Consider the following 17,344-nt stretch of genomic DNA (forward strand, 5'->3'; position numbering starts at 1 on the left):
ATGCACCTTAAAACCCATCATCATCTGTATCTATACATCTTAAGGTCCAGACTCCATTGACAGTTCCCAAATCAAATTTTTCGAGACAATCAATATGTGGATGATATTGCCCGGTATAGATTTGTGGGATTTCCCATTGCTGATCACTTTCCCATTGAGGCAAGATACCAGGATCCGGTGAAGGTGTGGACTGGCATGGTACAAAAGTGACATCCCAAGTGATTAAGCTTGTGGCCTGTTGCGCATAAGTGCCACCAACAAGGGTAATTTTTTGTCCACCTGGCGAAATAAGTTCTATCCGCAAGTCCTTCATAAAAGGGTGCCGAAATTTAAGTTTTACACCACAAAGGCCTTGTTGAGGTGTCGCAAGATTATTGTAGGTCGCTCCTGATATGAGTATAGGGATGTTGGTAGTATCTGCTTTTTCATTTGAGAAGTCAGCGATAGTATAAGAAGTCTTGCTCAGACCACACTGAGAAGTTCCATATAAAGAAAAACACCACACAAATATCAAACAAAAATATTTCATTTGCTAAGTCAATAAATCACCAATAATATGTAAATGAATATGGAAATCCTGATGCAAAGGCAAAAATATGATATTAATTAATATTTGATGATATTTTAACTATTATAATGTGATATTTGTCATCTTGCTTACATTGTTATCTGTTATCTTTGTAATTTCGCTTCTTTAAAATTCAAAATTTATTATTCTTAAATCCTTATTAAAATATAAAATGAAAAAAGTATTAGTTGCCAATAGAGGAGAAATAGCTTGCAGAGTCATAAGAACCTTAAAAAAGCTGGGAATTACGAGTGTGGCAGTGTATTCAGATGCAGATCGGGATGCTCTACACGTCAAAATGGCCGATGAGTCTTATCATCTGGGAGGTTCAGCAAGCGCGGATTCGTACTTGAGACAAGATAAGATCATAGAAATATGTGTACAAAACGAAGTAGACGGTGTACATCCCGGCTATGGTTTTTTAAGTGAAAATTCAGGCTTTGCTTTAAAACTACAGGAACACAACATAAAATTGATAGGACCATCTGCCTATTCAATGGACATCATGGGTGATAAACTTTCTGCAAAAGATGCAGTCAAGGACTTCGGAATTCCGATGGTTCCCGGCACGGACTATTCGATCACAGATATACCAAAAGCAAAAAAAATCGCCGATGAAATCGGATACCCTGTCCTGGTCAAGGCATCTGCAGGAGGTGGTGGCAAAGGGATGAAATTGGTCACTCACCCTGATGAATTTGAAGATCAGATGCAACTGGCTATCAGTGAGGCTACATCTTCATTTGGCAATGGTGCGGTTTTTATCGAAAAGTTTGTCACATGCCCAAGACATATAGAAATTCAGGTTTTGGCGGATTCATACGGTAATACTGTTTATCTTTTTGAACGGGAATGCAGCATACAACGAAGACACCAGAAAGTCATAGAAGAGGCGCCAAGTGCTATTCTAACTCCTGAACTCAGAAAAGCCATGGGCGAAGCTGCTGTAAAAGTAGCGATTGCTGCAAAATATGAAGGAGCAGGTACCGTTGAGTTCTTAATGGATGATAAACTCAATTTTTATTTCCTTGAAATGAATACCAGACTACAAGTAGAGCATCCAGTGACAGAAATGATAACGGGACTTGACCTTGTAGAACAACAAATCAAAGTAGCCCGCGGTGAAAAACTTACATTTACTCAAGATGACCTGAAGATTGACGGCCATGCCATAGAGCTGAGAGTTTATGCAGAAGATCCTTATGACAATTTTGTGCCAAGTATCAACACATTGTATAAATACAGGATGCCAAAAGGTGAAGGTATTAGGGTTGACAATGGATATGAAGAAGGTGCACCCGTACCTATTTATTATGACCCGATGCTTGCAAAGCTTACAGTACACGGACCAACCAGAAAAGCAGCCATAGAAAAAATGATCCAGGCTATACAACATTATGAGATAGAAGGTATCGCTTCGACACTTGATTTTGGAGCTTTTGTAATGAAACACCCTGATTTTGTAAGTGGGCAGTTTGACACAAACTTTGTCAAGAAAAATTGGCACCCTGAAGGAATCAAAGCCATGACTGCAAATGATGCATTGCTGGGAGCATGGTTATCAAAACATTTGCTGGCAGAATCTGATTCAAAAGTACAAACTTTCGTTTATTAATTACTTAAGCCAAAGATGAGTGTGTGTGTGTGTGTGTGTATGTATAACTAATTGCACGTTTGCAGTATTATTCCTAATAGACAGTAAAAATATGTTTGGATTGGGGGGCTCGTCTCAAGCAAAGCTTGACAGGCTCTTTTGGGAATAAGGGTAGCAGGGAAGAAAATATGAATTAGTGCAATTCCATCTAACTCACCATAACACCTTGATTATCAATTATGCCCCCCCGATATTGGGGCGTATCCCAAAATTGCACTATATTATATAATTTTTAAGTTTCTAATTCTACTTTGTTAAATTATCCGGACTTTCTGGTTGATTGGAAACTGTTGGGTTAACCCAACAGTTATGACCCAAAATAACCAATACATTTACCGGGTCCATTACATTTTGATGAAAGTGTATATGACTTTGATTTTTGAAGGTGACAAAGTAGAACTAATTTAGTGTATTATCTTAGTAGTTAAGTTAAAGGGTGGGTTGTCTCAAGCGTAGCTTGACAGGCTCTTCAGGAATGAGGGTAGCGGGCAGTTTAAACAATTTTGGTGCAAAAATGGGAAACCCCAGCTATTGTAATATATTTTTGATATATAGGCTTCTTTCTTACCAAGGACAAGTTACCAACAAATTTCTTTATTAGAGAAAATAACTTCTATTTTGTTATACACACAAGATGAGTTTAAAGTTTGATCTTAACACTCATCTTTGGCTTAATCATGTCAAACTACCTATCGTTACTGATCGATCACATCTCGTACCTGCAAAAATCTGTTGGCATAGTATGGATCGTATATATGATCTATCCTGATACCCTTCGATGTGGATGAATGTATGAAATATAAGGTATCATTACTCCAATGATGAACAATCCCTACATGACCCGGTCTGTTATTCCTCGAGTTTCTTCCCTTAAAAACCACAATATCTCCGGGTTGGGCATTTTTTACATCTGTGACTCTTGTGCCGTCATGTACCTGCGAAACAGAACTCCTTGTCACATTTTTCCCTATTGTTGACATGAGATATTTGACAAAACCTGAACAATCAAAAATTGAATTGCTTACTTTTGATCGATACCGGTAACCTAAAAAACCCTCCGCAATTCTCACTATAGCTTCTCTCTTACTGATTATAACATCACCATTCTGGTTAAATCCTGAAGCAGGAGAAATCAACACCACTACCAATAAAATCCATTTTATCATATATTGCTGTTTTGCAATAACATTGCGTATAAGAGTATGTTTAAATTTTTATGTTTGAGTGAAAGTGAGAAAATTTAATTTTGGACAAGATGACTGAATGATAAAAGTTTAAACATACTCTAAGTTGTAAAACTAAAGTTTATTTGTCAATTGACCAATTTATATTCATGGTTTTGATAAATATTTATTATTATAATTTGTTCTGAAAACAATAAATATCAGAATTCGCAAAAATAAAAATAACATAATTAAATTTTATACCGTCATTAAATAACATCCATGAACAGTATTTTATTTCAACAATATCAATAATAACTAATTAAGATATCGCTGACATGCACTTCAATAGCTCCAAAATTTACCATGCAAAAAGAAAAAAATGTAAACATTATGTTAATAATTAAATATTAATTCTAATTTTGAACCCGTCTTTAAAAATGATTAACAATCTAAACAATTTTACATGCATTTTTCTAAATCGGTTTTACTAATTTTCTTTTTATTTTTCTTAAATCACATCTCAGCACAAACAGATTCTTTAACTGATGTTCAAGATACTCCTGTCCTAATTGATGCACCACCTGCTGCTGCAATGGGTCTGGATGAAAGAATAAACCAGGCTTTCACTCCTGTTGCCAATGCAATAGAATCCATAGTTTTATACTCAATTCCCGCAGGAGGTACCCAAATCCCATTAATTGTCATCATTCTGAGTTTAGGAGGATTGTTTTTTTCTTTTTATTTTGGGTTTCCCGCTTTGACCAAATTTGGATTGGCACTTAGAGTAGTTCAGGGAAAATACGATGAAATCGAAACCAAAGGAGCTAGAATAACCAATCCTGAAGAAACTGTTTTTACAGTAGATGGAGATATAGTAGGGACTCTAAAAGACGAAAACAGAGAGCATCATGGTGAAGTAAGTCACTTTCAAGCTTTAGCAACTGCGGTCTCTGGCACAGTTGGACTTGGGAATATTGCAGGAGTAACCATAGCCATCACCCTTGGCGGTCCTGGTGCTACTTTCTGGATGATTGTGAGCGGTTTATTGGGCATGACCCTGAAATTTGTAGAATGTACATTAGGAGTACAGTACAGAGACATCAACCAAAACGGTGTAGTATTTGGCGGGCCTATGTATTATCTATCCAAAGGCCTAAAAGAAAAGGGCTATACCGGACTTGGTAAATTTCTTGCCGCCTTTTTTGCAGTTTTATGTATTGGAGGATCGTTTGGAGGTGGTAACGCAGCCCAATCCAACCAGGCAGCAGCACAAATTGCTTCACTTTTTAAAATGACCGGCGGTTCATCAGGGTTTATCATAGGATTAGGTATTGCCGTTTTAGTAGGTATTGTCATCATAGGTGGTATAAAAAGAATTGCAACAGTCACAGAAAAGCTGGTACCTCTTATGGCCGTGATTTACATAGTGGCTTGCCTGATAGTTATAGGTACCCACTATCAGTTTGTTGGCACAGCGATTTCTCAGATATTCACTCAAGCATTCAACCCACAAGCTGGTTTAGGTGGATTGATTGGAGTTTTGGTAATCGGATTCAGAAGAGCTGCATTTTCTAATGAAGCCGGTGCCGGATCTGCATCAATCGCGCACTCTGCCGTACGTACCAAATATTCTGCATCTGAAGGACTAGTAGCACTATTAGAACCATTTATCGATACGGTAGTGGTATGTACTATGACAGCCTTGGTGATCATCATTTTTAACGGTAACGGAGCATTTTCTTATGGTACTCAGGCAGTAGAAATCAATGGTGCCACTTATCAGGGTGCAACGCTGACATCTTTGGCTTTTGCTGACAGCATCTCATGGTTTCCGACAGTTTTAACCATTGCTATATTTTTATTTGCAGTGAGTACTATGATTTCCTGGTCTTACTATGGTCAACAGGCATGGATGTACCTTTTTGGTAAGAGTAAAACAATGGAGTACACGTATAAAATTTTGTTTCTTATATTTATTATTATCGGTGCATCGGCCAATATGAGTGCAGTTTGGGGATTTTCAGACGCCATGATTCTGGCTATGGTCTTTCCAAATATGATTGGCCTTTTATTCTTATTTCCTATAGTTAAAAAACAACTGGATAGATATGAGAATGCGATAAAGGATTCAAAATAAAAAAATATTCAATAGCCACATTTTTTATTAGAATGCCTGCATCTTAAAAAGTGCAGGCATTTTTTTTAGCTTTGCACAAAAATATCCTCTTATGCACACTTATTATCTTCTATTAGGCTCCAATCAGGGAGACAGAGAAAATAACTTCAAAAATGCACATAATCAAATCGAAAAAATAATTGGTAAAATCGACAAAAAGTCGTCAGTATATGAAACGGAACCGTGGGGACTGGAGAATCAGGATAATTTTCTCAATATGGTCATTGCTGTTAAGAGCGACTTAAATCCACTTCAGCTATTAGACCACTTAAAAAAAATTGAAGCAATGGCAGGTCCTTCTAAGACTACTGTTTGGGGACCGCGACTACTGGATATTGATATATTGTACTGTGATGATTTGATTCTTGAATCAGACCAGTTAAATATCCCGCACAAACAGATTTACAACAGAAATTTCACATTGATACCCCTAATAGAAATAGCTGGTGACAAGATCGATCCTGTAAAACAAATCACTATAGATGAAATCTACGACCAATGTACCGATGACAAAGAAGTATTCCTTTATGAAAACTAGACTATTTTTTCTTCATATTGAGAAAAATTATAATTTAAATGTACTTTCATTTCAACTTTTGATAATTAATCATAATTTTGCTCTGGTAAATTCCCTATCATTACAACTCAATTTCCATATAACTATATCTGTATAGAAGGCAATATCGGTGCCGGGAAGACGACTTTCTGCAACTTGCTCAGAGATGAATACAACTGTCGCCTGATTTTAGAAGAGTTTGCCGACAATCCCTTCTTACCCTTGTTTTATAAAGAGCCGGATCGTTTTGCATTTACTGTGGAACTTTTTTTTATGACAGAGAGGCACAAACAATTGCAAAGGTCGCTGCTCAATCAGGATTTGTTCAGAGAGTTTACAGTAGCAGATTATGCTTTCATCAAAACGTTGCTATTTGCCAGAAAAAATCTTCCCGAAGATGAGTTCAGACTCTTTCAAAAGATGTTTCAGGTGCTGAATCAGTCATTTCCTAAGCCTGATATTTTGGTATATTTTCATAGAAATGTAGATATCCTGCTGGAAAACATAGGTAAACGGGGACGTGAATATGAAAAAGACATCACTCCGGCATACCTGACACAGATTCAAAACTCCTATTTTGAGTATTTCAGAAATATACTTTCTTTTCCCATCCTTATCATTGACCTCAACAGGGTAGATTTCAAAACCAATAAGGATCACTACGAGCATGTCAAATATCTGATCTCCAAGTCATACCAGCCGGGTGTGCACAGGATAAGTCTTGTGGTTTAAATTCTTACTGTAATTTATTTTATTCATAATTCATAACTCATAATTCGTAATTCAAACGAAATAACTTCATTTTCAACGCATTACAAATAGTTTTTTTTTCAACCACTTGATTTAGATGGTCGCATAGAGTTGCTCAACACTTCTACTTATTTTTTATTGAATTGTCCAATTTAAAAGATAACTTTCCGCATTGCTCTTTAGGAGCTTTTAGATCAGGTTGAAATTTATAACCTCTGGCGGCTTTCAAATAAAGCTTCAAGGTTTTATTGTCCGCTATTGTAGTTTCAGAAGGTATCAGTTCAACAAAAGTGACATTCCCATCTCTGTTTATACATATTTTGGTCACCACCTTTCCACTGACAGAAATGGCTGCTTTTGTGTCACTCAAGTCACGATATACGATTTTCCGACCGTAAACTCCGTCTCCACTACCATCATATTCTCCGGTACCTTCACTTACATTTCTTGATTTGGAATCGTCTTTAGCCATATTTAATGTAGTTCCACCTTTAAATGACAATTTGCCGCATTGCTCTTTAGGAGCTTTTAGATCAGGTTCAAATTTATAACCTCTGGCAGCTTTCAAATAAAGTTTCAAGGTTTTATTGTCCGTTATTGTAGTTTCAGAAGGAATTAACTCTACATAAGTTACATCTCCTGCTCTGTTGATACATATTTTAATGACCACCCGTCCACTTTCAGAAATATCTACTTTGGCAGCACTTACATCACGGTAAATAACACGTCTACCAAAAATGTCATACATACTGGTATCTATCTCAGATGGACCAAAAGATTCCTTATCAAAATGGTGTATTGGTTTTTGAGCAATCCCACTAGCTGGAAGGTATGAAATCATCAATGTTATTAGTAATATTCTAGTAATGAAGGATTTTATCATCACCTCAACTTATTATTTATTGAATTGTCCACTTTAAAAGATAACTTGCCGCATTGCTCTTTAGGGGATGTAAGATCAGGTTGAAACTTATATCCTCTTGCTGCTTTCAAATAGAGTTTGAGGGTATTTTTATCCCTTATTGTGGTTTCTGTGGGAATAAGTTCAACAAATGTGACATTTCCTGCCCTATTGATACATATTTTGGTCACCACTTTCCCACTCACTGAAATAGCAGCTTTTGTTGCACTCAAGTCACGATATGTAACTTTCCTTCCGAAAACACCATCTCCGCTACCATCATACTCGCCTGTTCCTTCACTCACATTTCCTGCTCCTGCATTGCCATCATTGCCTTTATCGCGGCCAGCTCCTGTGCCGGCATCTCCTTTTCCCGGACCACCCGAACCATCGACGGTACTGGGTTTTGTTGACGTGCCTGTAGTAGAGCCGGATCCTGAGTTTGTAGAAGTAGGTGCAGGTGTGGTTTTAACAGGTGCAGGAGCTGAAGGTCTTGCCGGCTCTGATACTTTTACCGGAGCTTCTTCCACAGGCTTTGATGTCACTATGGGTTCATCATATGTTGGTATGAGTACCGGATTTGGCACTTTGATGTCCGGTCTCGGTACATCGATGACCTGCGGTTTTGTCACTTCAATTTCTTCAGGTTTGACGACTTCCTCTTTTATTGGTGTTTCTTCCTGCGGTTTTTCTTCGGCAGTTGGTGCACTTTCAGCCTTGGCTCTCTTAGCTCCGGCATCGTCATGTGCCAGTTTGCTCAGCGAACTCTCTTCAAATGTAAAATCTACCTTGACTGCATAAGGTGGTTTATCTTCCAATTCTGTCAGATCTGCTTTGGGCAAATAATAAAAAAATATAAGCAGTAAAAGTAAAGCATGAATTACAAATGAAACTCTTGCCCCTTTATTTCTGTCGTTTCTATTGACTTCAAGCGTATTGTACATGTCTGATGATTTCTTAATTGGGTTGATACTTATAAAAACGTAATATAAACGATATAAATCCTTAAAATAATATTAATATTTCTGCAAAAATAATAAATTGTAGAAATCTACATATATATGATAATAAAATATTATATATAAAACAATGTTTTATAACATAAATATGATCGTTGATTTCCAAATTTTATGATGATATTAAATAAAAAAAAAGGTGTACATGCACAAAACATATACACCTTCAGTTATCTTGAATAATGCTCAAATCAGGCGTTTCTGTTGATACAATTTAAGTCATCAAAGGCTGTCTTCATTCTGTTGACAAATGTGGTTTCACCGCTTCTCAACCACATCCTTGGATCGTAATACTTTTTATTGGGCTTATCTGCGCCTTCAGGATTGCCTATCTGTCCTTGCAGGTAGTCTTTTTTAGATTCATAAAAATCTTTGACACCTTCCCAAAATGCCCACTGCATATCGGTATCAATATTCATCTTGACAGCACCGTAATGAATGGCTTCTCTGATTTCTTCTCTTGAGCTACCTGAACCACCATGAAATACAAAATTGACAGGGTTTGGACCTGTGCCATACTTCTTCTGAATATATTCCTGTGAATTTTTAAGAATTACAGGCTTTAAGGAAACATTTCCGGGTTTGTATACCCCATGTACATTCCCAAAAGCTGCAGCAACAGTAAATCTATTGCTGATTTTCAATAAATTTTCATAAGCATAAGCTACTTCTTCAGGCTGTGTATATAGTCTGCTGCTATCTACATCACTATTGTCTACGCCATCTTCTTCTCCACCGGTGACGCCGAGTTCTATTTCAAGTGTCATACCCATTTCGGCCATTCTGCTAAGGTAGTTCATAGATACTTCGATATTTTCATGGATAGGCTCCTCAGACAAATCCAGCATATGACTGCTATACAGAGGATGCCCGTATCTTTCGTAATGACGTTCACTCGCATCAAGCAGGCCGTCCACCCAAGGCAATAGTTTTTTTGCACAGTGATCAGTGTGTAAAATAACGGGAACTCCATAAGCTTCTGCCACCTGATGAACATGTAAAGCGCCGGATACACCACCTACGATTGCAGCATTTTGACCATCATTGTTCAGGCTCTTACCTGCAAAAAAATGGGCTCCACCGTTACTAAACTGAATTATGATCGGCGAATTGACAGCTTTTGCTGTTTCTATCGCTGCATTTACTGTATTTGTACCTATGACATTGACCGCCGGAATGGCAAAATCATGTTCATTGGCGTAATTGAATAATTCAGTGACTTCATCACCAAACAATACACCAGGTCGGAATTTACTAGAAGACATATCGATAATTTTAAGTGTTAAAAATTGTATTTCGGGTAGAAAAATTTCACCCGTATATTTTTATATTTTGCATTTTCTGAATGTCCGTTTTAAAATGGCTTCAGGAATTGATAACTCATCTCTTTCTTGGTGATATTAAAATTACATTTCGCATTGAAAACCATTATCACGTGATGTGTCCATGAAGTTGCTTGTCTATGCTCATTTTACTAAATGATTTCTTTTTCAGCAAGATATCGCTCAGCATCCAGTGCTGCCATGCAACCTGAACCAGCAGCTGTTACTGCTTGTCTGTAAATATGATCCTGGGCATCACCACTGGCAAATACTCCTTCACGATTGGTCAGCGTTCTGCCGGGTATCGCTTTCAGGTATTTGTTTTCGTCCATATCTATCCAACCTTCAAATAATTCTGTATTGGGTTTGTGACCTATTGCAACAAAAAATCCTGTGACCGTCAATGTTGACTTTTCTCCGGTTTTATTATTGATCACTCTGACACCTTCTACTCCATCTTCTCCAAGAATTTCTTCTGTTTCAGTATTCCAATGAACTTCAAGATTGGGAGTTTTCAATACCCGCTCTTGCATAATTTTTGATGCCCTCATTTCATCGCGACGCACTAACAGGTGTACTTTTTTGCACAATTTTGCAAGATATGTAGCTTCCTCAGCAGCTGTATCACCTGCACCTACAATGGCAACTTCCTGTCCCCTGAAAAAGAAACCATCACAAACAGCACATGCAGAAACTCCCTTGCTCATTAATCTATGTTCGGATTCTAATCCCAACCACTTAGCACTTGCCCCGGTAGCTATGATAACGGAATCTGCCTGTATCTCATGACCTGTTTCAGACCATATTTTATGCACCGGGCCGGAAAAATCTACTCTGGCTATCATCTCATACCTGATATCGGTTCCAAATCTCAAGGCTTGGTTTTTAAAATCTTCCATCATTTGAGGGCCCATCACACCTTGAGGATAACCCGGATAGTTTTCAACATCATTGGTTATGGTCAGTTGACCCCCAGGCTCCTTACCTGTATAGAGTACGGGAGACAGATTTGCTCTGGATGCATAGATCGCTGCAGTATATCCTGCAGGTCCCGAACCTATGATCACACATTTTTGCCTTTCGGCAGCAGAAGCAGACATTTAATTAATGTTTTGAATTGTGAAGCAAAAATAAGAATATAATTTGTTATTTTAAAATAAAAATATTGATAAGCCAAATTTTAATGAATATAATCTTTACAATGAAAAATTATTTATTTCAGACGTTTTCATTTTTGACCTTTCAATATACAACCTGTTGGTCTTTAATATTGTTTATTATAATGGAATTAAATTCATGTTAATGTAACTATGGTTACAATAGTGCTTGATTTAATTGCAGATATTTGCATTGAGATATTTTATATAAAGGTATGTTTAATCATGAAGCATCTAATTATTTTTTTTGTGTTGACATCATTTTTTGCTTTTGTACCACATGCAAAATACAACAATGATGAAATAAATACTAAAGTACAACTTGGAGAAAAGTTGTTTTTTGATCCGATACTATCCAAAGACAGCACTCTAAGTTGCGGTAGTTGTCACAAACCCGAATACGCATTTGCGGATAATGTGGCCATAAGTCCTGGTGTCGGGGGCAAAAAAGGTACACGAAATGCGCCATCTGTCATGAACATGGCTTTCAGAAGTGCATTCTTTTATGATGGCAGGGCAGAAAGTCTTAGAGATCAGGTACATTTCCCTATTGAAGATCCATTGGAAATGGACCTTCCTTACCATGATGCCGTCCAAAGACTCCAAAACCATAAAATATACTCCGGATTGTTTAATAAAATTTATACTGCTAAACCAAACGCAGAAAACCTAGCTGATGCCATAGCCGCTTTTGAAGAATCCCTTGAGACATCCAATACAGAATTTGACGCATGGATGACTGACAAACCTAATACAATGTCAGCTTCAGCTATACGGGGCCGGGAGTTATTTCTCAGTGACAAAGCTAAATGTTTTGATTGTCACTTTAGTCCTGATTTTACAGTGGACGAATTTAAAAATATTGGTCTTTATGATGAAAAAAAATATAAAGATAAAGGCAGATTTATGATAACAAAAAACTCATCCGATCTGGGCAAGTTTAAGGTTCCGGGACTCAGAAATGTTGCTGTGACTGCCCCATACATGCATGATGGTAGCTTTGCGACTTTGGAAGATGTGGTAGATTATTATAGTGATCCTTTCAAATTTGTATCTACACCGATCAACATGGATTCCACATTATTGAAACCCATCAATTTTACACAACAAGAGAAAGATGATCTGGTAGCATTCCTTAAAAGTCTTACTGACAAGCGGTTCTATCAGAATAAAATGTGATTTGGAAAATGACTAAATTACATATCACTTTGTAACTATTTGTACTTTGGTAGAATTACATTTGGCCAGATCTTTCTGTTGGGTTAACCCAACAGATGCATTTATTTTTTCGTTCCGTTGGGAAAACCAATATCTATCTGCTACACCTTAAACATGCTGAGATATTGGTTTTCTTTTGCTGTCATTTCATTTTTTTCGGCTTCGGATCCATCAGTATATCCTATCAGATGTAACAAACCATGCACCATTACGCGTCTGAGTTCTTCATCAAATGAAATATTGTATTGTGCTGCATTTTCTTTGACCCGATCCAGACTTATGAACATGTCTCCTTTGAGCAGCTCGAGTTCATTGTAAGGAAATGTAATAATATCTGTGTAGTAATCATGGGAAAGGAATTTGATGTTTATCTTTAACAGATATTCATCATTGCAAAAAATGTAGTCCAAACTCTTTACTTTTTTTTTTTCTTCAGTGGCAACATCTATGAGCCACTGCCTTATTTTATATTGTTGAGTTGGAAAAGGATGTGTCACTTCACTTTCAAGATGGAAGGTAATGCTAGTTTTCATTGCAAGAATGTCACGCTGGCTGATTTTTGAGATCAAAGTACATTTCTACACTTCTGCCGTTATCAGCAAAAGTAATGCTGTCTGCAAGGGCCTTCATAATAAAAACGCCTCTTCCGCCGCAACACTCGATGTTGTCATGGCAAGTAGGATCAGGAACTTTCTTATGATTGAACCCCTTACCTTCATCAGTGACACAGAAAACAATACCTTTAGGTTTTTCATGAACATAAATATGCACCATCTTTGATTCATCATTTTGATTACCATGAATGATGGCATTATTTACAGCTTCTGTCAGGCTTATCAGGATGTCTGCATATTTATCTGATTCAAATGAAAAATCAAAGTCGAGTCTTTTTAAGTAAGATTCAACTTCAAGTATGTTATTGGGGTTGGATGTAATTGAAAGCATACGATATTTCATAATAATGAGTCAATTAATTTAACCAAATACCATGCCGCACTAATTCAAAACGAGAATAATTTACCTTTTCTTTAACCAAAATATTTCATACAATTATGAATTAAAAAATGTTGGTAATAAAAATGCATAATGCCACCAAAATAAATAATCCTGAGTTTGATATAATATTCTAACTAGTCAAAAATATCATTTAACAGTTTTTAATGATCTGTAATACTCGTCTACCAATGTTTTATAATATGGTTTTAGAGAAGGTGAAACTGATTTATACATGTCTACTTCTGCCTGTCGCTTTTTCAGGTAATCCTGCAAAGCGGGTGGCAATTGTTTTCTTATTTCCTGAGCTGTTTCGGATTTTCTCTTATTGTCGAGTTCACGTTGTCTTTCTGCTTTTTCAGCTTCCAAAAGTCTGGTTTCAATGTCTTTCATCCTTTTCAGTGTTTCATTATTGAGACGTTTATTCACCAAATCGGTCTCAATTTTATCCATATTATTCATTATTTCTTCAAGTTCCTTCGATCCTTTACCCTGCTCCTTTTTATCATTTTGCAATTCTTCAAGTGCTTTTCTCAATGCAGCTTGTCGGGCAGCAGCCTGTGCAAAGTCTTTTGCAGAAAGTCCATCTTTTCCATCCTTACCTTCCTTCCCATCTTTACCTTCCTTTCCTTCTTTACCAGGCTTTTTGCCTTTGTCCATTTTATCTTTCATTTTCTGCATCTCCTCCGATAATCCCTGTTGTCCTTCTGTTATTTTGTCCAATGGCTGCCCTCCCCCACTTTTTGAGCCTTTCCCACCAGGTTTGTTACATGAACCACTTCCGGGCGCACCGCCTGCTTGTTGTGCTTTGGCCAGTGACTCATTCATCATCAGTGCAAGATCGTTCAGATTTTTCATAGTACGTCTCTGTTTTTCCTGACTCTCCCCTATCAATCGCTCTTCCATTTCTGCCAGACCTTCTTTCATATTGTGCTTAATTTCAGCCACTTTATCCATTACAAAGGACTCAATATCAGCATTTCTGTTACTTAATGCCACCAGAGAGTCTTCGATTATCTTAAAGTCATTCTTAAGTTTAAACTGCTTTCTGATAGCTTCCGGATAAGCCGGTGTATTGACCATATAAGCATTGACTTCTTTAAAAAGTGCCTCCTGATCAAATGAAACTGTCACAAGATTTTCAAGTAGCTGTCTGATAGTCTTGACATCTTCACCAGCCTGATCTGAATCGCCGCCTTCCATAGCGTCTCCCATATCTTTGGCTTGTTGCTTCATTTTCTGGGCAGCTTTTTTCTGAGCTTTTGCTGCACCTGCATTATCTTTTTTATCAAGCTTATCTTTGCTTTGCTCCATATCTTTTTTGGCATCATCCATTTTCTCTTTGTTCTCTTTGCCCATATCTTTAGGAGGCGTAAGCTCTTTATTTTTTTTCTCCAGTTCTTCCTGCTTCTTTTTAAGTTCTTCGAGTGCCTTATTGAGTGCTTCCTGTTCTTTTTTCAATTCTTCAGGTGTCTTTTCCTTCTTTTCGGTCTGTTCTGCAAGTTTTTCCTGTTGCTCTGCAAGTTTTACGAGGTCTTTTATCTGGTCTTTGACCTGTTTTTCCATCTCCAATTGTTTGTACAATTCGAGCATACGTTTCATTTCCTTTTCTTTAGTCTCACTATTCATTTCGAATTGTTCCAGCATTTGGACAGCATCTTCTTTTTCCAGTTCCTGAAGCAATTCCTGAATTTTATCCATCAACTCTTTTGTTTCAGGATCCAAAGCTTTTTCAAACAATTCCTGCAGTTTTTCTTGTTTTTGCTGAATTTCTTCTGGCTGTGTCTGGAATTCCTGTTGATTCTTTATATTCTCATCAAGCTTTTCCTTAGCTTTTTCCATTTTTTCGATGAGTTTCTTTTGCTCATTGAGCAATTTTTCCATTTCCTTTTTATCCTGCCATTTCAGGTCTTTGTCCTGAAGCAGCTTTTCTCTGAGTTTCTTCATATTTTCCTGAAGTTTATCCAGGTCTTTGAGAGCATCTTTCAACTGATCCTTGATAGCTTCATCATTTTGTTCGTCTTTAATCCTTATCTCCTCCAGTGTCGGCTTTTCATAGGTCATCATGCTGGTTTTTGCAGATTTTGAGCCATTGACACCGTCATTATCAAAGACTTCGAAATAAAATGAAAGTTTTTCTCCAGCCAAAAGATTTAGTTTTTTAATGTCAAATACATGATCAAACTGTATCTCTCTGCCTTCACTCTTTGTGAGTTTCAGGGATTGCAAAGGCATTTGAGTGCCGTCTTCTTTGGTTCTTACATAATTGAAAGAAAGGGTATTTAAACCGTAATCATCAGATGCGTTTCCAATAAAATACACCAGGCTATTATCCAGACTATCTACAATCTTTTCTGATGATATAGTGGGATACTGATCCTTGATGACGGAAATATTATATACAAGACTATCTGTTTCTGAGATATACCTGTTGGACATAAAAAGTTTGTACACCTCATCGGAAATCGCTCTTTTTGTATACCTGAATCTGGTATCATCTCTTCTTTCAGTATTGATGGTTTTGGAGTTTTCTCCAAACGTCATGGAGATATTCTCAGTATGTAAGGCATCAAAAAGCCAGGTTAATTTTGTGCCTTCAGGCACCACCATATCACCGCTGTTTTGGATGATTTCATTTTTTCTGCCCAAATACGGAGGAAATACCATCTCCACACTAAAGTCAGTCAAATTGGGTTTTTCCAATACTTCCAAGGAATAGGGAGTGGAGATCACTGTCCCTGACTGCAGAAAAAACTTTATATCTTTTTGCACATTTCTGAAAGTATATGAAAATTCATCTGCACTTTCTTTTTCCATTTTATACTGAAAGTCATCCATTGTTACAAAGACTTCATTGGGAATCACACTACCTTCCACCTTCATTCTTAAAGTATAATCCTGATACTGAACTACTTTCAACTCATTTTCATCGATGTTGTAAGAAAAAGGTGCTGCCTTAGCATAATGTTTATTATTGTTTATAAGCCTTTCAGTGCTGTCTTTGATGATGCTTGGCGCAGCAAAAAGTATAAAAGTCAGGATCAGGAATGGAGGTACAGCGTATCGCAAATATCTGCGGTTGGTATTCAGATCAATGGCTGATTTGAAGGGTACGAGTTTGATTGCATTGGTCTTTTGAGCTATGCTCGCTTCAATAAGTGCCATATTTTGCTCTGTAGACTCTTGTTTTTTGAGCTGCAATATATTGAGCAACTTATCTTTGACGTCAGTAAAATGGTCTCCAATGATCAAAGCTGCATCTTCATGAGATATCGTTTTGCCAAGATTAAAGTACTTTGTCAATGGGTCAATAACCCACAATCCAAAGCCACCAATAGTAGCTCCAAGAAAAGAATAAAACAAGAACTTTCGCACACCTGTACTAAAATAGAAAAAATATTCGAGCAATGTGAATGAAAGAAATATAGCCAATACAATAGCTATTGTAATCAGACTACCTTTGATAAGTTTATTTACATAGTATTTTCTTATGAATTGATCCAGTTTTTCTATCAACTGGTTATAACTGCTATTGTTAATACTCATGCTTCAATTTTACCCTTTGCACAATAAAATACTTCACTTTGTTTCATTAGTTTTATACACCAATAAGGGTTTTCAAAAACTAAAAAAACTTAACATCAAAACCTTATAAATCGTTCATTATACAGAACTTTGATATAAAAAAAGCCAGATTTCTTTTACCAAACTTTCAAAATCGTCGTAAGTTATGGTATTTTTTACAATATGTCAAGACCCACACTAAAATTTCTAGATATTAGAATTTGGTTTTGAGAAAAAAATTGGTCTCTAAATCTGAAAATAATGATCTACAACACTAAGGTCTTTCAATGTAACTCAGGGTAC

Annotated in this window: 14 protein-coding genes; 5 read left to right on the top strand and 9 right to left on the bottom strand. The window is 36.9% G+C overall.

What is annotated here, in order from left to right; translation table 11 throughout:
* Positions 1–7 precede the first annotated feature (7 nt).
* Positions 8–529 (bottom strand): proprotein convertase P-domain-containing protein, encoded by a 522-nt coding sequence (locus tag IPK35_14255; protein ID MBK8054385.1) that lies wholly within the window; start codon positions 527–529, stop codon positions 8–10.
* 211 nt (positions 530–740) lie between these two features.
* Between IPK35_14255 and IPK35_14260 the strand changes: the two genes are divergently transcribed.
* A complete protein-coding gene (locus tag IPK35_14260) occupies positions 741–2,183 on the top strand; it encodes an acetyl-CoA carboxylase biotin carboxylase subunit (protein MBK8054386.1) in 1,443 nt (480 codons plus the stop codon).
* Between the two features lie 734 nt (positions 2,184–2,917).
* On the opposite strand, the gene IPK35_14265 is transcribed toward IPK35_14260, so the two are convergent.
* Positions 2,918–3,388 (bottom strand): C40 family peptidase, encoded by a 471-nt coding sequence (locus tag IPK35_14265; protein MBK8054387.1) that lies wholly within the window; start codon positions 3,386–3,388, stop codon positions 2,918–2,920.
* A gap of 463 nt (positions 3,389–3,851) precedes the next feature.
* Between IPK35_14265 and IPK35_14270 the strand changes: the two genes are divergently transcribed.
* The 3 genes from IPK35_14270 (at position 3,852) to IPK35_14280 (ending at position 6,852) form a co-directional block, all read left to right on the top strand.
* Positions 3,852–5,525: an alanine:cation symporter family protein gene (locus tag IPK35_14270; GenBank protein MBK8054388.1), complete on the top strand. Its 1,674-nt coding sequence runs from the start codon at positions 3,852–3,854 to the stop codon at positions 5,523–5,525.
* Positions 5,526–5,616: 91 nt separating this feature from the next.
* Positions 5,617–6,102, top strand: coding sequence for a 2-amino-4-hydroxy-6-hydroxymethyldihydropteridine diphosphokinase (gene folK, locus IPK35_14275; protein MBK8054389.1), 486 nt, complete (start codon positions 5,617–5,619; stop codon positions 6,100–6,102).
* Positions 6,103–6,201: 99 nt separating this feature from the next.
* A complete protein-coding gene (locus IPK35_14280) occupies positions 6,202–6,852 on the top strand; it encodes a deoxynucleoside kinase (protein ID MBK8054390.1) in 651 nt (216 codons plus the stop codon).
* A gap of 142 nt (positions 6,853–6,994) precedes the next feature.
* Here IPK35_14280 and IPK35_14285 read toward each other — a convergent pair whose 3' ends face one another.
* The 4 genes from IPK35_14285 to trxB all read right to left on the bottom strand — a co-directional run bounded on the left by IPK35_14285 (position 6,995) and on the right by trxB (position 11,209).
* Entirely contained in the window at positions 6,995–7,711 is a 717-nt protein-coding gene (locus tag IPK35_14285) for an energy transducer TonB (GenBank protein MBK8054391.1), read from the bottom strand.
* A gap of 41 nt (positions 7,712–7,752) precedes the next feature.
* On the bottom strand, positions 7,753–8,715 hold the full coding sequence (locus tag IPK35_14290; protein MBK8054392.1) for a hypothetical protein: 963 nt from the start codon (positions 8,713–8,715) through the stop codon (positions 7,753–7,755).
* Positions 8,716–8,978: 263 nt separating this feature from the next.
* The gene (gene fbaA, locus IPK35_14295) at positions 8,979–10,058 is read right to left on the bottom strand and encodes a class II fructose-bisphosphate aldolase (GenBank protein MBK8054393.1); all 1,080 of its coding nucleotides are present in this window, start codon (positions 10,056–10,058) and stop codon (positions 8,979–8,981) included.
* Between the two features lie 203 nt (positions 10,059–10,261).
* Positions 10,262–11,209 carry a thioredoxin-disulfide reductase gene (trxB, locus tag IPK35_14300; GenBank protein MBK8054394.1) on the bottom strand — a complete coding sequence of 316 codons (948 nt, stop codon included), beginning with the start codon at positions 11,207–11,209 and terminating at the stop codon, positions 10,262–10,264.
* A gap of 282 nt (positions 11,210–11,491) precedes the next feature.
* On the opposite strand from trxB, the gene IPK35_14305 reads away from it, so the two are divergent.
* The gene (locus IPK35_14305; protein ID MBK8054395.1) at positions 11,492–12,445 is read left to right on the top strand and encodes a cytochrome-c peroxidase; all 954 of its coding nucleotides are present in this window, start codon (positions 11,492–11,494) and stop codon (positions 12,443–12,445) included.
* A 140-nt stretch (positions 12,446–12,585) separates the two neighbouring features.
* On the opposite strand, the gene ybeY is transcribed toward IPK35_14305, so the two are convergent.
* The 3 genes from ybeY to IPK35_14320 all read right to left on the bottom strand — a co-directional run bounded on the left by ybeY (position 12,586) and on the right by IPK35_14320 (position 17,023).
* Complete coding sequence (gene ybeY, locus IPK35_14310; protein MBK8054396.1) at positions 12,586–13,017, bottom strand: rRNA maturation RNase YbeY; 432 nt, start codon at positions 13,015–13,017, stop codon at positions 12,586–12,588.
* A 10-nt stretch (positions 13,018–13,027) separates the two neighbouring features.
* Entirely contained in the window at positions 13,028–13,429 is a 402-nt protein-coding gene (locus IPK35_14315; GenBank protein MBK8054397.1) for an ATP-binding protein, read from the bottom strand.
* A gap of 198 nt (positions 13,430–13,627) precedes the next feature.
* Positions 13,628–17,023: a DUF4175 domain-containing protein gene (locus IPK35_14320; protein MBK8054398.1), complete on the bottom strand. Its 3,396-nt coding sequence runs from the start codon at positions 17,021–17,023 to the stop codon at positions 13,628–13,630.
* Positions 17,024–17,344: the final 321 nt, after the last annotated feature.

It is taken from the genome of Saprospiraceae bacterium, from assembly GCA_016713025.1.
Taxonomy (GTDB): domain Bacteria; phylum Bacteroidota; class Bacteroidia; order Chitinophagales; family Saprospiraceae; genus OLB9.

Excerpts from the sequence above, each read along its gene's own strand:
- IPK35_14255 (MBK8054385.1), bottom strand. The coding sequence starts at position 529 with ATGAAATATTTTTGTTTGATATTTGTGTGGTGTTTTTCTTTATATGGA.
- IPK35_14260 (MBK8054386.1), top strand. The coding sequence starts at position 741 with ATGAAAAAAGTATTAGTTGCCAATAGAGGAGAAATAGCTTGCAGAGTC.
- IPK35_14265 (MBK8054387.1), bottom strand. The coding sequence starts at position 3,388 with ATGATAAAATGGATTTTATTGGTAGTGGTGTTGATTTCTCCTGCTTCA.
- IPK35_14270 (MBK8054388.1), top strand. The coding sequence starts at position 3,852 with ATGCATTTTTCTAAATCGGTTTTACTAATTTTCTTTTTATTTTTCTTA.
- folK (MBK8054389.1), top strand. The coding sequence starts at position 5,617 with ATGCACACTTATTATCTTCTATTAGGCTCCAATCAGGGAGACAGAGAA.
- IPK35_14285 (MBK8054391.1), bottom strand. The coding sequence starts at position 7,711 with ATGATTTCATACCTTCCAGCTAGTGGGATTGCTCAAAAACCAATACAC.
- IPK35_14290 (MBK8054392.1), bottom strand. The coding sequence starts at position 8,715 with ATGTACAATACGCTTGAAGTCAATAGAAACGACAGAAATAAAGGGGCA.
- trxB (MBK8054394.1), bottom strand. The coding sequence starts at position 11,209 with ATGTCTGCTTCTGCTGCCGAAAGGCAAAAATGTGTGATCATAGGTTCG.
- IPK35_14305 (MBK8054395.1), top strand. The coding sequence starts at position 11,492 with ATGAAGCATCTAATTATTTTTTTTGTGTTGACATCATTTTTTGCTTTT.
- ybeY (MBK8054396.1), bottom strand. The coding sequence starts at position 13,017 with ATGAAAACTAGCATTACCTTCCATCTTGAAAGTGAAGTGACACATCCT.
- IPK35_14315 (MBK8054397.1), bottom strand. The coding sequence starts at position 13,429 with ATGCTTTCAATTACATCCAACCCCAATAACATACTTGAAGTTGAATCT.
- IPK35_14320 (MBK8054398.1), bottom strand. The coding sequence starts at position 17,023 with ATGAGTATTAACAATAGCAGTTATAACCAGTTGATAGAAAAACTGGAT.